General features: G+C 63.9%; 14 protein-coding genes. 7 read left to right on the top strand and 7 right to left on the bottom strand.

Translation table 11 applies throughout. From position 1 onward, the window contains the following. Positions 1-91: 91 nt before the first annotated feature. Positions 92-844 (bottom strand): 2,3-diphosphoglycerate-dependent phosphoglycerate mutase, encoded by a 753-nt coding sequence (gene gpmA / locus GZ092_RS07835; protein WP_293635840.1) that lies wholly within the window; start codon positions 842-844, stop codon positions 92-94. Positions 845-965: 121 nt separating this feature from the next. On the opposite strand from gpmA, the gene GZ092_RS07830 reads away from it, so the two are divergent. The 4 genes from GZ092_RS07830 to GZ092_RS07815 all read left to right on the top strand — a co-directional run bounded on the left by GZ092_RS07830 (position 966) and on the right by GZ092_RS07815 (position 3,567). Beyond that, positions 966-1,376: a rhodanese-like domain-containing protein gene (locus GZ092_RS07830; RefSeq protein ID WP_293635839.1), complete on the top strand. Its 411-nt coding sequence runs from the start codon at positions 966-968 to the stop codon at positions 1,374-1,376. A gap of 117 nt (positions 1,377-1,493) precedes the next feature. Beyond that, a complete protein-coding gene (gene grxC, locus GZ092_RS07825; RefSeq protein ID WP_293635838.1) occupies positions 1,494-1,757 on the top strand; it encodes a glutaredoxin 3 in 264 nt (87 codons plus the stop codon). Positions 1,758-1,991: 234 nt separating this feature from the next. Then, complete coding sequence (gene secB, locus GZ092_RS07820; protein WP_293635837.1) at positions 1,992-2,459, top strand: protein-export chaperone SecB; 468 nt, start codon at positions 1,992-1,994, stop codon at positions 2,457-2,459. A 40-nt stretch (positions 2,460-2,499) separates the two neighbouring features. Then, positions 2,500-3,567: an NAD(P)H-dependent glycerol-3-phosphate dehydrogenase gene (locus GZ092_RS07815; RefSeq protein ID WP_293635836.1), complete on the top strand. Its 1,068-nt coding sequence runs from the start codon at positions 2,500-2,502 to the stop codon at positions 3,565-3,567. A 51-nt stretch (positions 3,568-3,618) separates the two neighbouring features. On the opposite strand, the gene GZ092_RS07810 is transcribed toward GZ092_RS07815, so the two are convergent. The 4 genes from GZ092_RS07810 to GZ092_RS07795 form a co-directional block, all read right to left on the bottom strand. After that, positions 3,619-3,948 (bottom strand): cupin domain-containing protein, encoded by a 330-nt coding sequence (locus GZ092_RS07810; RefSeq protein WP_293635835.1) that lies wholly within the window; start codon positions 3,946-3,948, stop codon positions 3,619-3,621. 222 nt (positions 3,949-4,170) lie between these two features. Then, complete coding sequence (gene panC, locus GZ092_RS07805) at positions 4,171-5,022, bottom strand: pantoate--beta-alanine ligase (protein WP_293635834.1); 852 nt, start codon at positions 5,020-5,022, stop codon at positions 4,171-4,173. A 97-nt stretch (positions 5,023-5,119) separates the two neighbouring features. After that, on the bottom strand, positions 5,120-6,031 hold the full coding sequence (gene panB, locus GZ092_RS07800; RefSeq protein WP_293635833.1) for a 3-methyl-2-oxobutanoate hydroxymethyltransferase: 912 nt from the start codon (positions 6,029-6,031) through the stop codon (positions 5,120-5,122). 145 nt (positions 6,032-6,176) lie between these two features. Then, positions 6,177-7,607, bottom strand: coding sequence for a PLP-dependent aminotransferase family protein (locus tag GZ092_RS07795; RefSeq protein WP_293635832.1), 1,431 nt, complete (start codon positions 7,605-7,607; stop codon positions 6,177-6,179). A gap of 96 nt (positions 7,608-7,703) precedes the next feature. On the opposite strand from GZ092_RS07795, the gene GZ092_RS07790 reads away from it, so the two are divergent. Genes GZ092_RS07790 through GZ092_RS07780 form a run of 3 tightly spaced genes read left to right on the top strand, consistent with a single transcriptional unit; the run spans position 7,704 to position 10,201 of the window. Next, positions 7,704-8,144, top strand: coding sequence for a carboxymuconolactone decarboxylase family protein (locus tag GZ092_RS07790; protein ID WP_293635831.1), 441 nt, complete (start codon positions 7,704-7,706; stop codon positions 8,142-8,144). A 9-nt stretch (positions 8,145-8,153) separates the two neighbouring features. After that, positions 8,154-8,591 carry a cupin domain-containing protein gene (locus GZ092_RS07785; protein WP_293635830.1) on the top strand — a complete coding sequence of 146 codons (438 nt, stop codon included), beginning with the start codon at positions 8,154-8,156 and terminating at the stop codon, positions 8,589-8,591. Positions 8,592-8,608: 17 nt separating this feature from the next. Continuing rightward, the gene (locus GZ092_RS07780; protein WP_293635829.1) at positions 8,609-10,201 is read left to right on the top strand and encodes an MFS transporter; all 1,593 of its coding nucleotides are present in this window, start codon (positions 8,609-8,611) and stop codon (positions 10,199-10,201) included. Between the two features lie 153 nt (positions 10,202-10,354). On the opposite strand, the gene bioB is transcribed toward GZ092_RS07780, so the two are convergent. Both bioB and GZ092_RS07770 read right to left on the bottom strand, forming a co-directional pair. After that, on the bottom strand, positions 10,355-11,377 hold the full coding sequence (gene bioB, locus GZ092_RS07775) for a biotin synthase BioB (RefSeq protein ID WP_293635828.1): 1,023 nt from the start codon (positions 11,375-11,377) through the stop codon (positions 10,355-10,357). A gap of 293 nt (positions 11,378-11,670) precedes the next feature. Next, the gene (locus tag GZ092_RS07770; RefSeq protein ID WP_293635827.1) at positions 11,671-12,912 is read right to left on the bottom strand and encodes a sodium:proton antiporter; all 1,242 of its coding nucleotides are present in this window, start codon (positions 12,910-12,912) and stop codon (positions 11,671-11,673) included. Positions 12,913-12,926 lie beyond the last annotated feature (14 nt).

Genomic DNA, 12,926 nt, shown 5'->3' with positions numbered 1-12,926 from the left:
CATCGGGGGCCAAGGGTCTGGCAAGGGTCATTGACAGCTCTTGTTGCCTCGCTAGCCAACCAGCCCATCATTTGGCCGCTGTGGCGGCATCCTATGCTGAAACCGCCTTGCCTTGCGCACCGACAGCCGCTGCAGCTTTGGCAGCGGCTTCGCTGTCGCCCAGGTAATAGCTGCGCAGCGGTTTGAGGTTCTCGTCCAGCTCATAAACCAGCGGAATGCCGTTGGGAATGTTCAGGCCCACGATCTCGCTGTCGGAAATATTGTCGAGGTATTTCACCAGCGCGCGAATCGAGTTGCCATGCGCAGCCACCACCAGGCGTTTGCCGGCCTTGATGGCAGGCGCCATGGCTTCGTTCCAGAAGGGCAGCACGCGCTCGACCGTGTCCTTGAGGCATTCGGTCAGCGGCACCTGGCCGGGCAGCAGCCTGGCATAACGCCGGTCGCCGCGCTCGCTGCGGGCGTCGCCGGCTGCCAGCGGCGGCGGCGGCGTGTCGTAGCTGCGGCGCCAGACCAGCACCTGCTCGTCACCAAACTTTTTGGCAGTTTCGGCCTTGTTCAGGCCCTGCAGGTCGCCGTAATGCCGCTCGTTCAAACGCCAGCTGTGCACCACCGGCAACCAGGTCTGGTCCATTTCGTCGAGCACATGCCAGAGCGTGCGGGTGGCGCGCTTGAGGACGCTGGTGTGGGCCACGTCGAATTCGTAACCTTCGGCCTTGAGCAGCTGACCGGCATTTTTGGCCTGGGCGATTCCGGTTTCGGTGAGATCGACATCTGTCCAGCCGGTAAAGCGGTTGTCCAGGTTCCAGGTTGATTCGCCGTGGCGGATGAGCACGAGTTTGTACATTGTGATGAGATTTTGGAAGAAATGGAAGGCAGAAAGGTGGAATTTAAAAGCCGGCTTTCGGGCGAACTTGTGCCCCCATTCTAAAATCAGCCTTCAAGTGAAAAATATACAAAGGGTTTACGTGAAATTTCTGATCGACAACTGGATGCTGATTTCCATAGCCATTGCCTCGGGCGGCATGCTGGTCTGGCCGCTGATTGCGGGCAGCATGAACGCCGGCGCATTGAACGCCAGCGGAGCAGTACAGCTCATCAACCGCGAAAAGGCCGTGGTGGTGGACATTTGCGAGCCTGCCGAATTTGCCGCCGGCCACGTGACCGGCGCCAAAAACATACCCCTGGGCGACCTCGAAGCCAGGCTGCCAGGCGTGGTCAAGAACAAGGCCTTGCCCTTGATTCTTGTTTGCGCCAGCGGCGCACGCTCGGGCCGGGCAGTGGCCATCGCCAAAAAACTGGGTTACGAACAAGCCCAATCCCTGGGCGGCGGGCTCAAGGCCTGGAAAGACGCTAACCTTCCCGTCGAGAAAGCCTGACAGCGCGCCTTTCTCAAGCTTTCCACGCCTGCCCGAACGCTGTCGATGTGCAGCGCGGGCATTGACCATTCCCATCGGACACCGCGCCCCGCCGCGATGTCGCACAACAGGAAAACCATGCAAACCGTGAAGATTTACACCACCGGCTCCTGCCCCTACTGCATTCAGGCCAAACAGTTGCTCAAGGAGCGCGGTGTCGCCGTGCTCGATGAAATCAGGGTGGACCTGACGCCGGGCGAGCGGCAGAAAATGACGCAGATCACCGGCCGGCGCACCGTACCGCAGATTTTCATTGGCACCACGCATGTTGGCGGCTGCGACGATTTGATGGCTCTGGACGGCCGGGGCGGCCTGGTGCCGCTGCTGACAGGCGCGGCCTGATTTGGTTCGCATTTCCGTTTCGATCCGATAGGCCGTTGCGTTGCCGTGCTACGGCTTCGCGCCTGATCCCGCATTGAAATGAAAACGGCATGCGCGCCAAACCGGCGTTTTTTCGGGCAAAGTCCCTGAGATAATCCGCCTCGAATCGCCTGTGCCCCGGTGCTGTCCCCTGCGGATGGCGCCGGGGCTTGCGCCTCCCAATCCATCGTTTAAACACCCTCACGAAAGACCCCCATGGCCGAAGAAAATCTTGACCCCGTATTCCAGATCCAGCGCGTTTACCTGAAGGACATGTCGCTGGAGCAGCCCAATTCGCCAGAAATTTTGCTGAACCAGGAGCAGCCCGCTGTCGAGATCCAGCTTGGAGTGGACGCCAAGCCGGTGGCTGACGGCCTGTTTGAAATCACCGTGACGGCCACCGTTCACACCAAGATCGAGGACAAGACCGTGTTCATGGTTGAAGCCAAGCAGGCCGGCATTTTTGAAATCCGCAACATCGGCAACGACCAGATGGGGGCATTGCTGGGCATTGCCTGCCCGCAAATCGTTTATCCCTACCTTCGCGGCAACGTGGCCGACATCATCCAGCGCGGCGGCTTTCCGCCGGTGCACCTGGCTGAAATCAATTTCCAGGCGATGTACGAGCAGCAGCAGGCCGAAGCCATGATGGCCTCGGCCGAAGCGCCACAAATCATCGTCTGATGGCGCAGCGCGTGCACATGGGCCGCGCGCCCTGGCCGGCATGAAAATCGTCGTGCTGGGCGCAGGCGCCTGGGGCACCGCGCTGGCTGTCAATGCCGCAGGCGCAAGCGACGCCAGCATCGGCCGGCACGACGTCACCCTGTGGGCGCGCAATCCGCTTCAGCTCCAGGCCCTGCAGGCCGAGCGGGCCAATACCCGTTACCTGCCCGGCATTGCCCTGCCGCACCGCCTGCGCTTGCAGGGCGGCGACGGGGTGTCGCTGGCCCAGGCGGTCAGCGGACAGGACCTGATCATTGTGGCCACGCCGGTAGCGGCCGCGCGCAGCATGCTGATGCAACTCAGGCAGGCGCCGGTGCCGGTGGCCTGGCTGAGCAAAGGCTTTGAATCGCCGGTTTCGGCGGAACCTGCGGAACCGGTATCAGCTTCTTATTCAACGCCTTTTGGCCTGATGGTGCATGAGGTGCGGGCACAGGTTGCGCCTGATTTGAGAGCGGGCGTGCTCAGCGGCCCGAGTTTTGCGCTGGAAGTGGCCCGCAGGCAGCCCACGGCGCTGGTGGCCGCCAGCCAGCATGCCGAAGTGCGCGCCGCGCTGGTCGCCGCCTTTCACAGCCCCAGCCTGCGTGTCTATGCCAGCGACGACCTGGTCGGCGTCGAGGTCGGCGGCGCCGTCAAGAATGTCATGGCGATTGCTGCCGGGCTGTGCGACGGCCTGCAACTCGGCCTGAATGCCCGGGCCGCCCTGATCACGCGCGGACTGGCCGAAATGACGCGGCTGGGCGTGGCGCTCGGGGCACGCGCCGAGACCTTCACCGGCCTGTCGGGCCTGGGCGATCTGGTCCTGACGGCCACCGGCGACCTGAGCCGCAACCGCAAGGTCGGCCTGCTGCTGGCACAAGGCAAATCCCTGGAAGAAGTGCTGGCGTCGCTGGGTCATGTGGCCGAAGGCGTGTACTGCGCCCGAACCGTGGTGCAACGCGCCGCCAGCCTGGGCGTGGACATGCCCATCGCACAAAGCGTGGTGGCCTTGCTCGATGGCCGGCTCAAGGCCTCCGAAGCGGTTGCGCTGCTGATGGAGCGCGAGCCGAAGACAGAACTTGATTGCTATTGAATCAATAGCTGCTAATGCCTATCCGTTATGCGGAAAATGCATATTTCATCATTATTTTCTAAGCACGATGGTCAGCAGCATCGACGAATCCTGTACCGCCGTCAGCGCATGGTCCACGCCACCTTCGAGCCAGACCAGCTGGCCGGCCTTCATCTGCCGGGTTCGTCCGCCCGCTGTCAGGCTGATCTCGCCCTCCAGGCAGTGAATCGTGACTTCGCCCTTGACCCAGTGCGACGGCATGGTCTTGCCCGCTGGCATGACCAGGCGAATGACTTCCAGCTCATCGGTCTTGAACAGGGCCACATTGCGTGATTCGGACAGCTTGTCACCCAGCGGCTGAACGTCTACGAGTTGCCCGGGGGAAGCGTGTGCAATGGCCATGGTGAAACTCCTTGAACGCGGCAGGAATGCCTTTGGCCGGTTTATACATCAGGCTCAGGGGCCGGCGCGCTGGTGCGGATGATGGGCGCAGGCAGGGCGCTGACGGCGCCAGTCCTTGAAAATATAAAAAAATGGCCTGTTGCGCATATCCACATTGGGCAAGCTGCTATTGAAACAGGAGTCAACGCATTCACGTCCTGCAGCAGGACCGGCGTTTTTGCATCAAATCTCCAGGTTGTCAATCAGCCGCGTGTTGCCCAGCTTGGCCGCGCCGAGCACGACCAGCGGCACATCGGCCAGTGCGCCTTGTGGCGGCATCAGGTCGGCGCGGCGGCGTACCGTCAGGTAGTCGGGCTTCCAGCCGCGCCGCGCCAGCGCTTGCATGGCCTGGGCTTCCAGCGCGGCCAGGTCAGGCAGGCCTGACACCGCGCGCGCGGTCTCGCCCAGTGCGCGCAAGGCTTGCGAAAGATGCACCGCTTCGAGCCGCTGCTCGGGCGTGAGGTAGCTGTTGCGCGACGACAGCGCCAGTCCGTCTTCTGCGCGCTGCGTCTCGCCGGCCAGAATCTCGATGGGCAGGGCAAACTGCTGCACCATGCGGCGCACCACCATGACCTGCTGGTAGTCCTTCTTGCCGAAGGCCGCGACGCCCCCAGGCATGCCGGCAAACACGCAGGAAAACAGCTTCATCACCACGGTGCTCACGCCAATGAAAAAGCCGGGCCGGAAATGGCCTTCCAGGATGTCGCTCAGGTCGGTGGCCGGATGCACCTTGAAGGTTTGCGGCTCGGGGTACAGGTCTTTCTCGCGCGGGGCAAACACCACGTCGCAGCCGGCGGCTTCGAGCCGCTGGGCATCGGCGTCCAGCGTGCGCGGGTAGCTGTCGAAGTCTTCGTGCGGCGCAAACTGCAGGCGGTTGACAAAAATGCTGGACACGGTCACGTCGCCCAGCGGCCTGGCCTGCCTGACCAGGGCAATATGCCCTTCGTGCAGGTTGCCCATGGTGGGAACAAAAGCCGGGCGCTTGAAGCCGCTCAGCTGCTGGCGCAGTTCTGCAATGGTGTGGACGATGTGCATTTTTGGGATTCCCTGGAAAAGGCCTTGGGCGGCCGGTCTGGATGAAGGCGGGTTGAATCGGTTGGGCGCGTAGGGGCTTGGGCGAAAGGGCGGGCGGCTACCAGGCGTGGGTAGCGTTCACTGGAAAGCTGCCGTCTTTCACGGCACGCACATAGGCCTCCATGGCGCCGCGCACGCTGGGCGCGCCGTCCATGAAGTTGTGGACAAATTTGGCCATCTTGCCCAGGTTCATGCCCAGCATGTCATGCAGCACCAGCACCTGGCCCGAGGTGCCGTTGCCCGCGCCGATGCCGATGGTCGGGCAGTGCGTGAGCAGCTGCGTGACCTCGGCCGACAACGCCGCCGGCACCATTTCCAGCACCAGCATGGACGCGCCGGCGTCCTGCAGCGCACTGGCTTCGCGGCGCAGCAGGGCGGCCGATTCCTCGGTCTTGCCCTGGACGCGGTAGCCGCCCAGCGCATGCACGGTTTGCGGCGTCAGGCCCAGGTGGGCGCAGACCGGAATGCCGCGCTCGACCAGGAAACGCACCGTTTCCGTCGTCCAGCCGCCGCCTTCGAGCTTGACCATGTGCGCGCCGGCCTGCATCAGCACCACGGCGCTGCGCAGCGCCTGCTCTTTGGATTCGTGGTAGCTGCCGAAGGGCAGGTCGCCAATCAGCCAGGCCACGCCTTGCGCGCGGCGCAGGCCGTTGGCCACGCATTCGGTGTGGTGGCGCATGGTTTCCAGCGTCACGCCGACAGTGCTCGACAGGCCCTGGCAGACCATGCCGAGCGAGTCGCCGACCAGGATGCATTCAACGCCGGCGGCATCGGCCACGGCGGCAAAGGTGGCGTCGTAAGCGGTGAGCATGGCGATCTTGTCGCCGTGGGCATGCATTTCGCGCAGGCGCGGCAGGCTCATGGGCTTGCGCGCCGAAGGATTGGACGCCGGTGGCAGCGTGCCGTAGGGCGTGGCTGCGGGCGTTATGGACGTTGTCGACGTTGTCATGGATGCATTGGCTGGGGTCATGGGCACTCTCCTGAATGAGCGGGAGTTTAATCTGCCGGCGCGTGGCCATTTCGGTCCTCAGGCCGTGTGACCGAGCCCCTGAATTGCGTAGCCCATAACCGGGATCATGAACCGGCTAAATTGTTCGGCGGATTAAGAAATGGAATTACATTTGTTCAAGGATGTCCCGAACACGGTCCAGTGAGGGGTTGATGCCAGCGCTCTCGATGGCGCCGTAGCCCAGTGCCAGCCCTTGCCGCGCAGGCGTGAAATGGTAGAAGCCATCGATGCAGTAAAGGCCGACTTCCGCGCGTCGCGCCAGTCGCACCAAGGTGTCCATGTCGATTGTTCGCCTGCACATCGCTGCCATGTGAATACCGGCCTGCGCCGGCACCAGTTCAAACCACGGTGCGAGGTCGCTGGAAAAACGCTGCACGATCAGGCGGCGGCGCTCTGCATACTCCACATGGCAGCGGCGGATGTGCTTGGCCAGCGCGCCGTCCGCAATGAACTTGGCCAAGGCCCATTGCGCAGGCATGGAGGTGTGCCAGTCGCACAGGTGCTTGGCAACCGCCACGGCCTGCAAAATGGCCGGCGGCGCGATCAGGTAACCCAGGCGAAGCTCGGGCGAAAGGGTTTTGGAGAAAGTGCCCACAAAGGCCACCAGGCCGTCGCTGTCCATGCTTTGCAGCGAGTCGGTGGGCCGCCCCTCGTAACGGAACTCACTGTCGTAGTCGTCTTCGATGATGATGGCGCCAAGCTCGCGCGCCCGCATCAACAGGTCTTTGCGCCTTTGCGCACTCATGGGCATGCCGAGTGGAAACTGGTGCGCCGGCGTGACATAAATCAGCCGGGTGCCGTCCGGAATATGCGCGACCTGCATACCCTGCGCATCCACCGGAATGCCGACGACTTTTGCGCCCTGAGCGGCCAGCAACTGCCTGGCCGGCGGGTAGCCGGGCTCTTCGAACGCCACGGTGCTGCCCGGCTCCACCAGCACCCGCGCCACCAGGTCGAGTGCCTGCTGCGCGCCGGTGGTGACGATCACGTCTTCAGGGGTGCAGCGCACACCGCGTGAGAAAGCCGCATGGCACGCAATGGCTGCGCGCAATTCGGGCAGGCCTTCGGTCTCGCCATACATGCCGCGCGACTTGGCCGCCTGGCGCAGGGCATGCAGCACGCAGCGGCGCCAGTCAGCCTGCGGGAACAGGGCTCTGGAAGGTGTGCCGCCGATGTATTCGTAACGTGCGCTGCCTGCCGGGGAGGGATGTCGTAGCGGGGTTGGCATGTCGCGCCAGCGCGCCGCGACGGCAGCACCGGCAATGGTGGATTCGAGGTGCGCGGGTTTGGCCGCGTGGGCCGCGGGTCCGACAAAACTGCCGCTGCCCACCTTGCCGACCAGCAGCTTGTCATAGGTCAACCGGGCATAGGCTTCGGCCACCGTCTTGCGTGAGAGCTTGAGCTGCTCGGCCAGCAGGCGGGTTGGCGGCAGCTTCTCGCCGGTGGCCAACCGACCCGAGGTGATGGCTTGCCGGAGCTGGCGGTAAAGCTGGCCCGTCAGGTCCTTGTCGCCCTCGATCACGACATGCAACTCCATCGATTGGCCTCCTCAAAAAGCCTGGCATTGGCCGCCTGCGGGACAGGTGTGCACCCCTAGCATGAAGGCTCTATTTAACCACCCGAGGAAATCGACATGGAACAGCGACTGGACTTCTACAAAACCTCCCCCGATGCGATGAAAGCCCTGATGGCCCTGGAGGTTGCGGTCTCCAAACTCGGCATCGAGCCCGCACTTCAGGAACTGGTGCGGCTGCGCGCCTCGCAGGTCAATGGCTGCGCCTATTGTGTGGACCTGCACACCAGCGATGCCCGCAAGAAGGGCGAGACCGAGCGGCGTCTGTACGCCGTGTCGGTCTGGCGCGAAACCCCGTTCTTTACACCGCGTGAACGTGCAGCCCTGGGCTGGACCGAGGCCATCACCCGCATCGCTGATACGCATGCGCCTGATGAGGCTTACGACGCCTTGCGCGCCGAGTTCAGCGAGGTCGAGTGCGTCAACCTCACCTTGGCCATTGGCCTGATCAACAGCTGGAACCGGCTGGCCATCGGTTTTCGCAAAATGCCTGCCGCCTGAGGAGTCACCATGAACATTTTCACAAAAATTCCCGCCATGTTGCTGCCTGCCTTGGTCTTGGCCGTCGTGTTTGCCAGCACGGGCGCGCAGGCGCACGGCCCTGCCGACGAAGAAAAAGTCGTGCCACTGCAAATGCAAAAGCTGCCCGACGCCCCGGGAAAACAAGTCGCCATGGCGGTGGTCAGCTATGAACCGGGCCAGGCTTCTGCGCCGCACTTTCATTCGGGCTCGGTGTTTGCGTATGTGCTGGAAGGCGAGGTGGTGTCTCAGCTGGAAGGCCAGCCAGCCGTGACCTACCGCGCCGGCGAGTCCTGGTACGAACCGCCCCGTGCGGCCCACCTCATGTCGCGCAATGCCAGCAATACCCGGCCAGCCAAGCTGCTGGCCTGGCTGCTGATGGACGAGGGCGGCCAGATCAAACAGCCTTTGCCCCGGCAGGCGCCCTAGGCGCACCGGAGATTGTCATGAACCCGCAGCTTCCCCGCAGCCGGTTTTTTCTGTATGGCCTGATTGCCAGCCTGACCTTCGGTGACTTCCTGCAAACGGGTCTGGTGGCTTTCAGCGCCGCGCCCATCATGGGCGATATTTCGGCGAGCCCGGAGGAGTACAGCGTGGTCGCGACCTTGTACGCCGTCGTGGCCATCGGCATGATTGCGCTTCAGCGGCAACTGGTCGAGATGCTCGGCTGGCGCAAGCTGGTTCAGGTTTCGGCGTTGTTGTTTGCCGCTGGGACTGCAGGCTGCGGCCTGAGCCACAGCCTGGCGGGGTTTGCCATAAGCCGGATCGTCATGGCGCTGGGATGCGCTTCCTTTATGACGGCAGCGCGCTTGCTGGTCAACCATATCCCGCCTTCGCCTCGCCGCTTTACCGGCATCAAGTTTCTGGCCTCAGGCCTGGCCTGGGGCGTTGCCATGGGGCCGCTGCTGGGCTCGTTCGCCTTGGGTTCGCAGGGCTGGCGTTTGGGCTTCTGGGTGATGCTCGTGCCGGCCCTGGTGATTGCTCTGCTGGCGCAGCAGGCGCTGGACGATACCCCAGCCCCGCAACGGCAAGCCAAAATGATTCCCGCCCAAGGCCTGGCGGGTGCTGTAGTGCTCATGGGGGCCAGTTTTCTCGTGCTGCATGCCTTGCAGCGCACGGGGTTTGATTATTTCAGCGAACCGCTGCATCTGGGGCTGGTGGCGTGCCTCGCGGTGCCGGCGGGCATGCTGTTTTGGCACCTGAACCGGCAGGCCCATCGTCCGCTGATCGGCTTCGCGGCGCTGGCGCAACGCCGCTACCTCGTCGGCATGACGATTTTCGGCAGCGCCTATGTCGTGCTGGGCGCCAACAACACCATGTTGCCGGTCTTGCTGCAGCGGGCGCTGGGCATGCCGCTGGAGTCGGCTGGCCGCCATCTCGGGATGGGTGCGCTGGCCGGTGTGGCGACGTTCATCGCGCTGGCCCGCTTGTTGCCGCGCTACCCAGCGCCGACGCCTTATTACCTGGCAGGCTTCAGCGCATTGATGCTGTGCGGCTGGCAGCTGGGCCGACTGGGCGAGGGGGCTGACGTGATGCAGGTCGTGATGCCCGCGCTGCTGTGCAATGCCAGCTTTGTCATCGCCGTGCTGGCCACCACCGCCATGCAGACCTTCCAGACATTGCAGCATGACGAGGCGGTTTTCTCGCACGCCAATCAGGTGAAGAACATGCTGTCGCAGTTTGGCATTGCGGCCGGCGTTGCGCTGGCTACTCTGGTCACCCAGTGGCGCAGCACTGTGCACTATGTGCAGCTGGGTGAAAGCCTGTCGCCATCCAGCCCGGCGCTGCAATCCACGCTGGACACGCTGACCCGTTTCTTTGCGTCCACCCACGACCCGGCTGCCGCACCACGGCTGGCTTTGGTGCAGGTGGCCCAGTTGCTGAACCAGGAGGCCACGCTCATGGGCGTGCTTGACTACTTTGTCGCGCTGCGCTGGTTTGCTGCTGGATGTCTTGTGTTGGTGGTGGGAGAAATGTTTTGGCGCACGGTTTTAGCGAAACGGCTGAAAGCCACTGCGCAAGAGCCAATCCAGGCCTGAGCACGCGCTCACAGCTGCGGGGACGGACCGCAAGGGCGCGCTGCAAGCGTGCCTTGAAGCGATGGATGAACTGTGCGCGGCTGCTCCATACCCCCTGCAGTTCGTGCACCCCGCTTTTCTGGCTTTGCGCTGCAGGAGGCCGTCAGCACGCGCTCAGGCCGCGTGCGGGGCCGAGCGGCTCATGCCCAGGCGCGCCAGCAATTGCACATCGGCTTCGGTGTCGGGGTTGCCGGTGACCAGCAGCTTGTCGCCGTAAAAAATCGAGTTCGCGCCGGCCAGGAAACACAGCGCCTGCACCGCGTCGCCCATTTGCTGGCGGCCGGCCGACAGGCGCACCCGCGCCGTCGGCATGGTGATGCGCGCCACGGCAATGGTGCGGACAAACTCGAACGGGTCCAGGTCGGCCTGGTCGGCCAGCGGCGTGCCTTCGATTTTCACCAGGTTGTTGATGGGCACTGATTCCGGGTAGGGCGTGAGGTTGGCCAGCTCGGCCACCAGTCCGGCGCGCTGGCGGCGGGTTTCGCCCATGCCGACAATGCCGCCGCAGCAGACTTTCACCCCGGCACTGCGCACCCGCGCCAGCGTGTCGAGCCGGTCCTGGTAGTTGCGCGTGGTGATGATGTCGCCGTAAAAATCGGGTGCGCTGTCCAGGTTGTGGTTGTAGTAGTCGAGCCCGGCGCTTTGCAGGGTTTGTGCCTGGCCGTCTTCAAGCATGCCCAGCGTGGCGCAGGTTTCCAGCCCCAGCGCCTTGACGGTGCGGATCAGTTCGGCGACTTTTTCAATGTCGCGCTCCTTGGGCGAGCGCCAGGCCGCGCCCATGCAAAAGCGCGTGGCGCCGGCGGCTTGCGCGAGTTTGGCGGCGGCCAGCACTTCGGCCGGCTCCATCAGTTTGCTGGCCTCGACGCCGGTGTCGTAGCGGGCGGCTTGCGGGCAGTAGCCGCAGTCTTCGGCGCAGCCGCCGGTCTTGACCGACAGCAGCGTGGCGAATTCAACCCGGGTGGGGTCGAAGTTTTCACGGTGCACGCTCTGCGCCTGGTGCATCAGCTCGGGGAAGGGCAGGTTGAACAGCGCTTCGATGGCGTCAACGCTCCAGCGTTCGGCGCCGGTTTTCGGGGCTGGCGCTGCGGCTGCACTGGGGCGGTGCAAGGTGATGGTCTGTGCTGTGGACGTGATCATGGTCTGTTTTCCTGCGTGAAAAATGGGTTTCGGAATTTGGCCAGGGCCGGGTGGGGCACGGGCTTGGAATTGGAATTGGAATTGGAATTGGAATTGGAATTGGAATTGGAATTGGAGTTTGACCAGGCGGCTCAGGGCGCCAATCAACGGGTCCACACCGGTTTCGGTCTGGGCGGCCGACAGGACAATGCGCAGGCGACTGGAGCCGGTGTTGCCATGCAGGCGATGACAAGTCTTTCATCCGCGCGCAGGGCAGCAACAGGCGTCAATAACGGGGCAATCGTCAGAACTGATCAAGGTGCGGTGTGCATCGTCTTGCGCACCAGGCGCGCAATGCTCAAGCCCTGCACCAGGATGGAAAATACCACCACGCAGTAGGTCAGCGCCAGCACGGTATCGCGCTCGGGCCCCGCGGGCAGTGACAGCGCCAGCGCCACCGAAATGCCGCCGCGCAGCCCGCCCCAGGTCAGCACTTTCCAGGCCCCGGCGGGCAGGCCAAATCGCCGGCCCAGCGCGCCCACCGCCACCCCGGCCGTCAGCAGCCGCGCCAGCAGTGTGATGCAGATGGCCACTGAGCCGGCCAGGATCAGCGAGCCTGTCAGGCTGAACCGCAGCACTTCCATCCCGATGAGCACGAACAGCACTGCATTGAGAATGCCGTCCACCAGTTCCCAGAACATGTCCACATAGCTGCGCGTGGTGTCCGACATCGCCAGCGCCCGGCCATGATTGCCGACGATCAGGCCGGTCGCCACCATGGCCAGCGGACCGGAGACGTGCAGATAGTTGGCCAGCGCATAGCCCCCGGTCACCGCCGCCAGCGTGATCAGCACCTCGACCTGGTACTCGTCCACGCTGCGGAGCAGCCAGAACGTCGCATAGCCCAGCAGCACGCCAAAGACCAGGCCGCCGCCCGCCTCGTGCAGCAGCAGCAGCGCCGCCGAGCCGACCGTGGGCGTACCGCCGCTGGTCAGCACGCCCAGCAGCAAGGCGAAGATCACCACGCCCACGCCGTCGTTGAACAGCGACTCGCCGGCAATCACCAGTTCCAGGTCCTTGGGCGCGCCGGCCGATTTCAGGATGCCCATCACCGCAATCGGGTCGGTCGGCGAGATCAGCGCACCGAACAGCAGGCAGTGCAGCAGGCTCATCGGCAGTCCGATCCAGGGCAGTGCCAGCCACAGTGCGCCGCCCACCAGCAAGGTGGACAGCAGCGTGCCGCCCAGCGCCAGCATCGCCACAGGCCAGCGCTGGCTCTTGAGTTCGCTCAAATCGACATGCAGGGCGCCGGCAAACAGCAGCAGCGACAGCATGCCCTGCATCAGCACTTCTGAAAAGTCGATCGAGCGGATCAGCGATTCTTCATAGCGCCGCAGCACACGCACCCAGCCCAGCGCATCGAGCCCGACGATGGCCAGCGAAAGCACCAGCGAAATGGCCATCACCCCGATGGTCGTGGGCAGCTTGACAAAACGCTGGTTCAGCCACGACAGCAGGGCGGTGATGACGAGGAAGGTGGCAGCAATGTCAAGCATGGGGCAGGTCAATC

Source organism: Polaromonas sp. (assembly GCF_010365105.1).
Taxonomy (GTDB): Bacteria; Pseudomonadota; Gammaproteobacteria; order Burkholderiales; family Burkholderiaceae_C; genus Polaromonas.
This window is presented reverse-complemented; position numbering and strand designations above follow the sequence as displayed.

What these genes read in the sequence shown, in the direction of transcription:
- GZ092_RS07785 (WP_293635830.1), top strand. Translation starts at nt 8,154, where the DNA reads ATGAACATTTTCACAAAAATTCCCGCCATGTTGCTGCCTGCCTTGGTC.
- GZ092_RS07770 (WP_293635827.1), bottom strand. Translation starts at nt 12,912, where the DNA reads ATGCTTGACATTGCTGCCACCTTCCTCGTCATCACCGCCCTGCTGTCG.
- grxC (WP_293635838.1), top strand. Translation starts at nt 1,494, where the DNA reads ATGCAAACCGTGAAGATTTACACCACCGGCTCCTGCCCCTACTGCATT.
- bioB (WP_293635828.1), bottom strand. Translation starts at nt 11,377, where the DNA reads ATGATCACGTCCACAGCACAGACCATCACCTTGCACCGCCCCAGTGCA.
- GZ092_RS07810 (WP_293635835.1), bottom strand. Translation starts at nt 3,948, where the DNA reads ATGGCCATTGCACACGCTTCCCCCGGGCAACTCGTAGACGTTCAGCCG.
- GZ092_RS07790 (WP_293635831.1), top strand. Translation starts at nt 7,704, where the DNA reads ATGGAACAGCGACTGGACTTCTACAAAACCTCCCCCGATGCGATGAAA.
- gpmA (WP_293635840.1), bottom strand. Translation starts at nt 844, where the DNA reads ATGTACAAACTCGTGCTCATCCGCCACGGCGAATCAACCTGGAACCTG.
- GZ092_RS07815 (WP_293635836.1), top strand. Translation starts at nt 2,500, where the DNA reads ATGAAAATCGTCGTGCTGGGCGCAGGCGCCTGGGGCACCGCGCTGGCT.
- panC (WP_293635834.1), bottom strand. Translation starts at nt 5,022, where the DNA reads ATGCACATCGTCCACACCATTGCAGAACTGCGCCAGCAGCTGAGCGGC.
- secB (WP_293635837.1), top strand. Translation starts at nt 1,992, where the DNA reads ATGGCCGAAGAAAATCTTGACCCCGTATTCCAGATCCAGCGCGTTTAC.
- GZ092_RS07795 (WP_293635832.1), bottom strand. Translation starts at nt 7,607, where the DNA reads ATGGAGTTGCATGTCGTGATCGAGGGCGACAAGGACCTGACGGGCCAG.
- panB (WP_293635833.1), bottom strand. Translation starts at nt 6,031, where the DNA reads ATGACCCCAGCCAATGCATCCATGACAACGTCGACAACGTCCATAACG.
- GZ092_RS07780 (WP_293635829.1), top strand. Translation starts at nt 8,609, where the DNA reads ATGAACCCGCAGCTTCCCCGCAGCCGGTTTTTTCTGTATGGCCTGATT.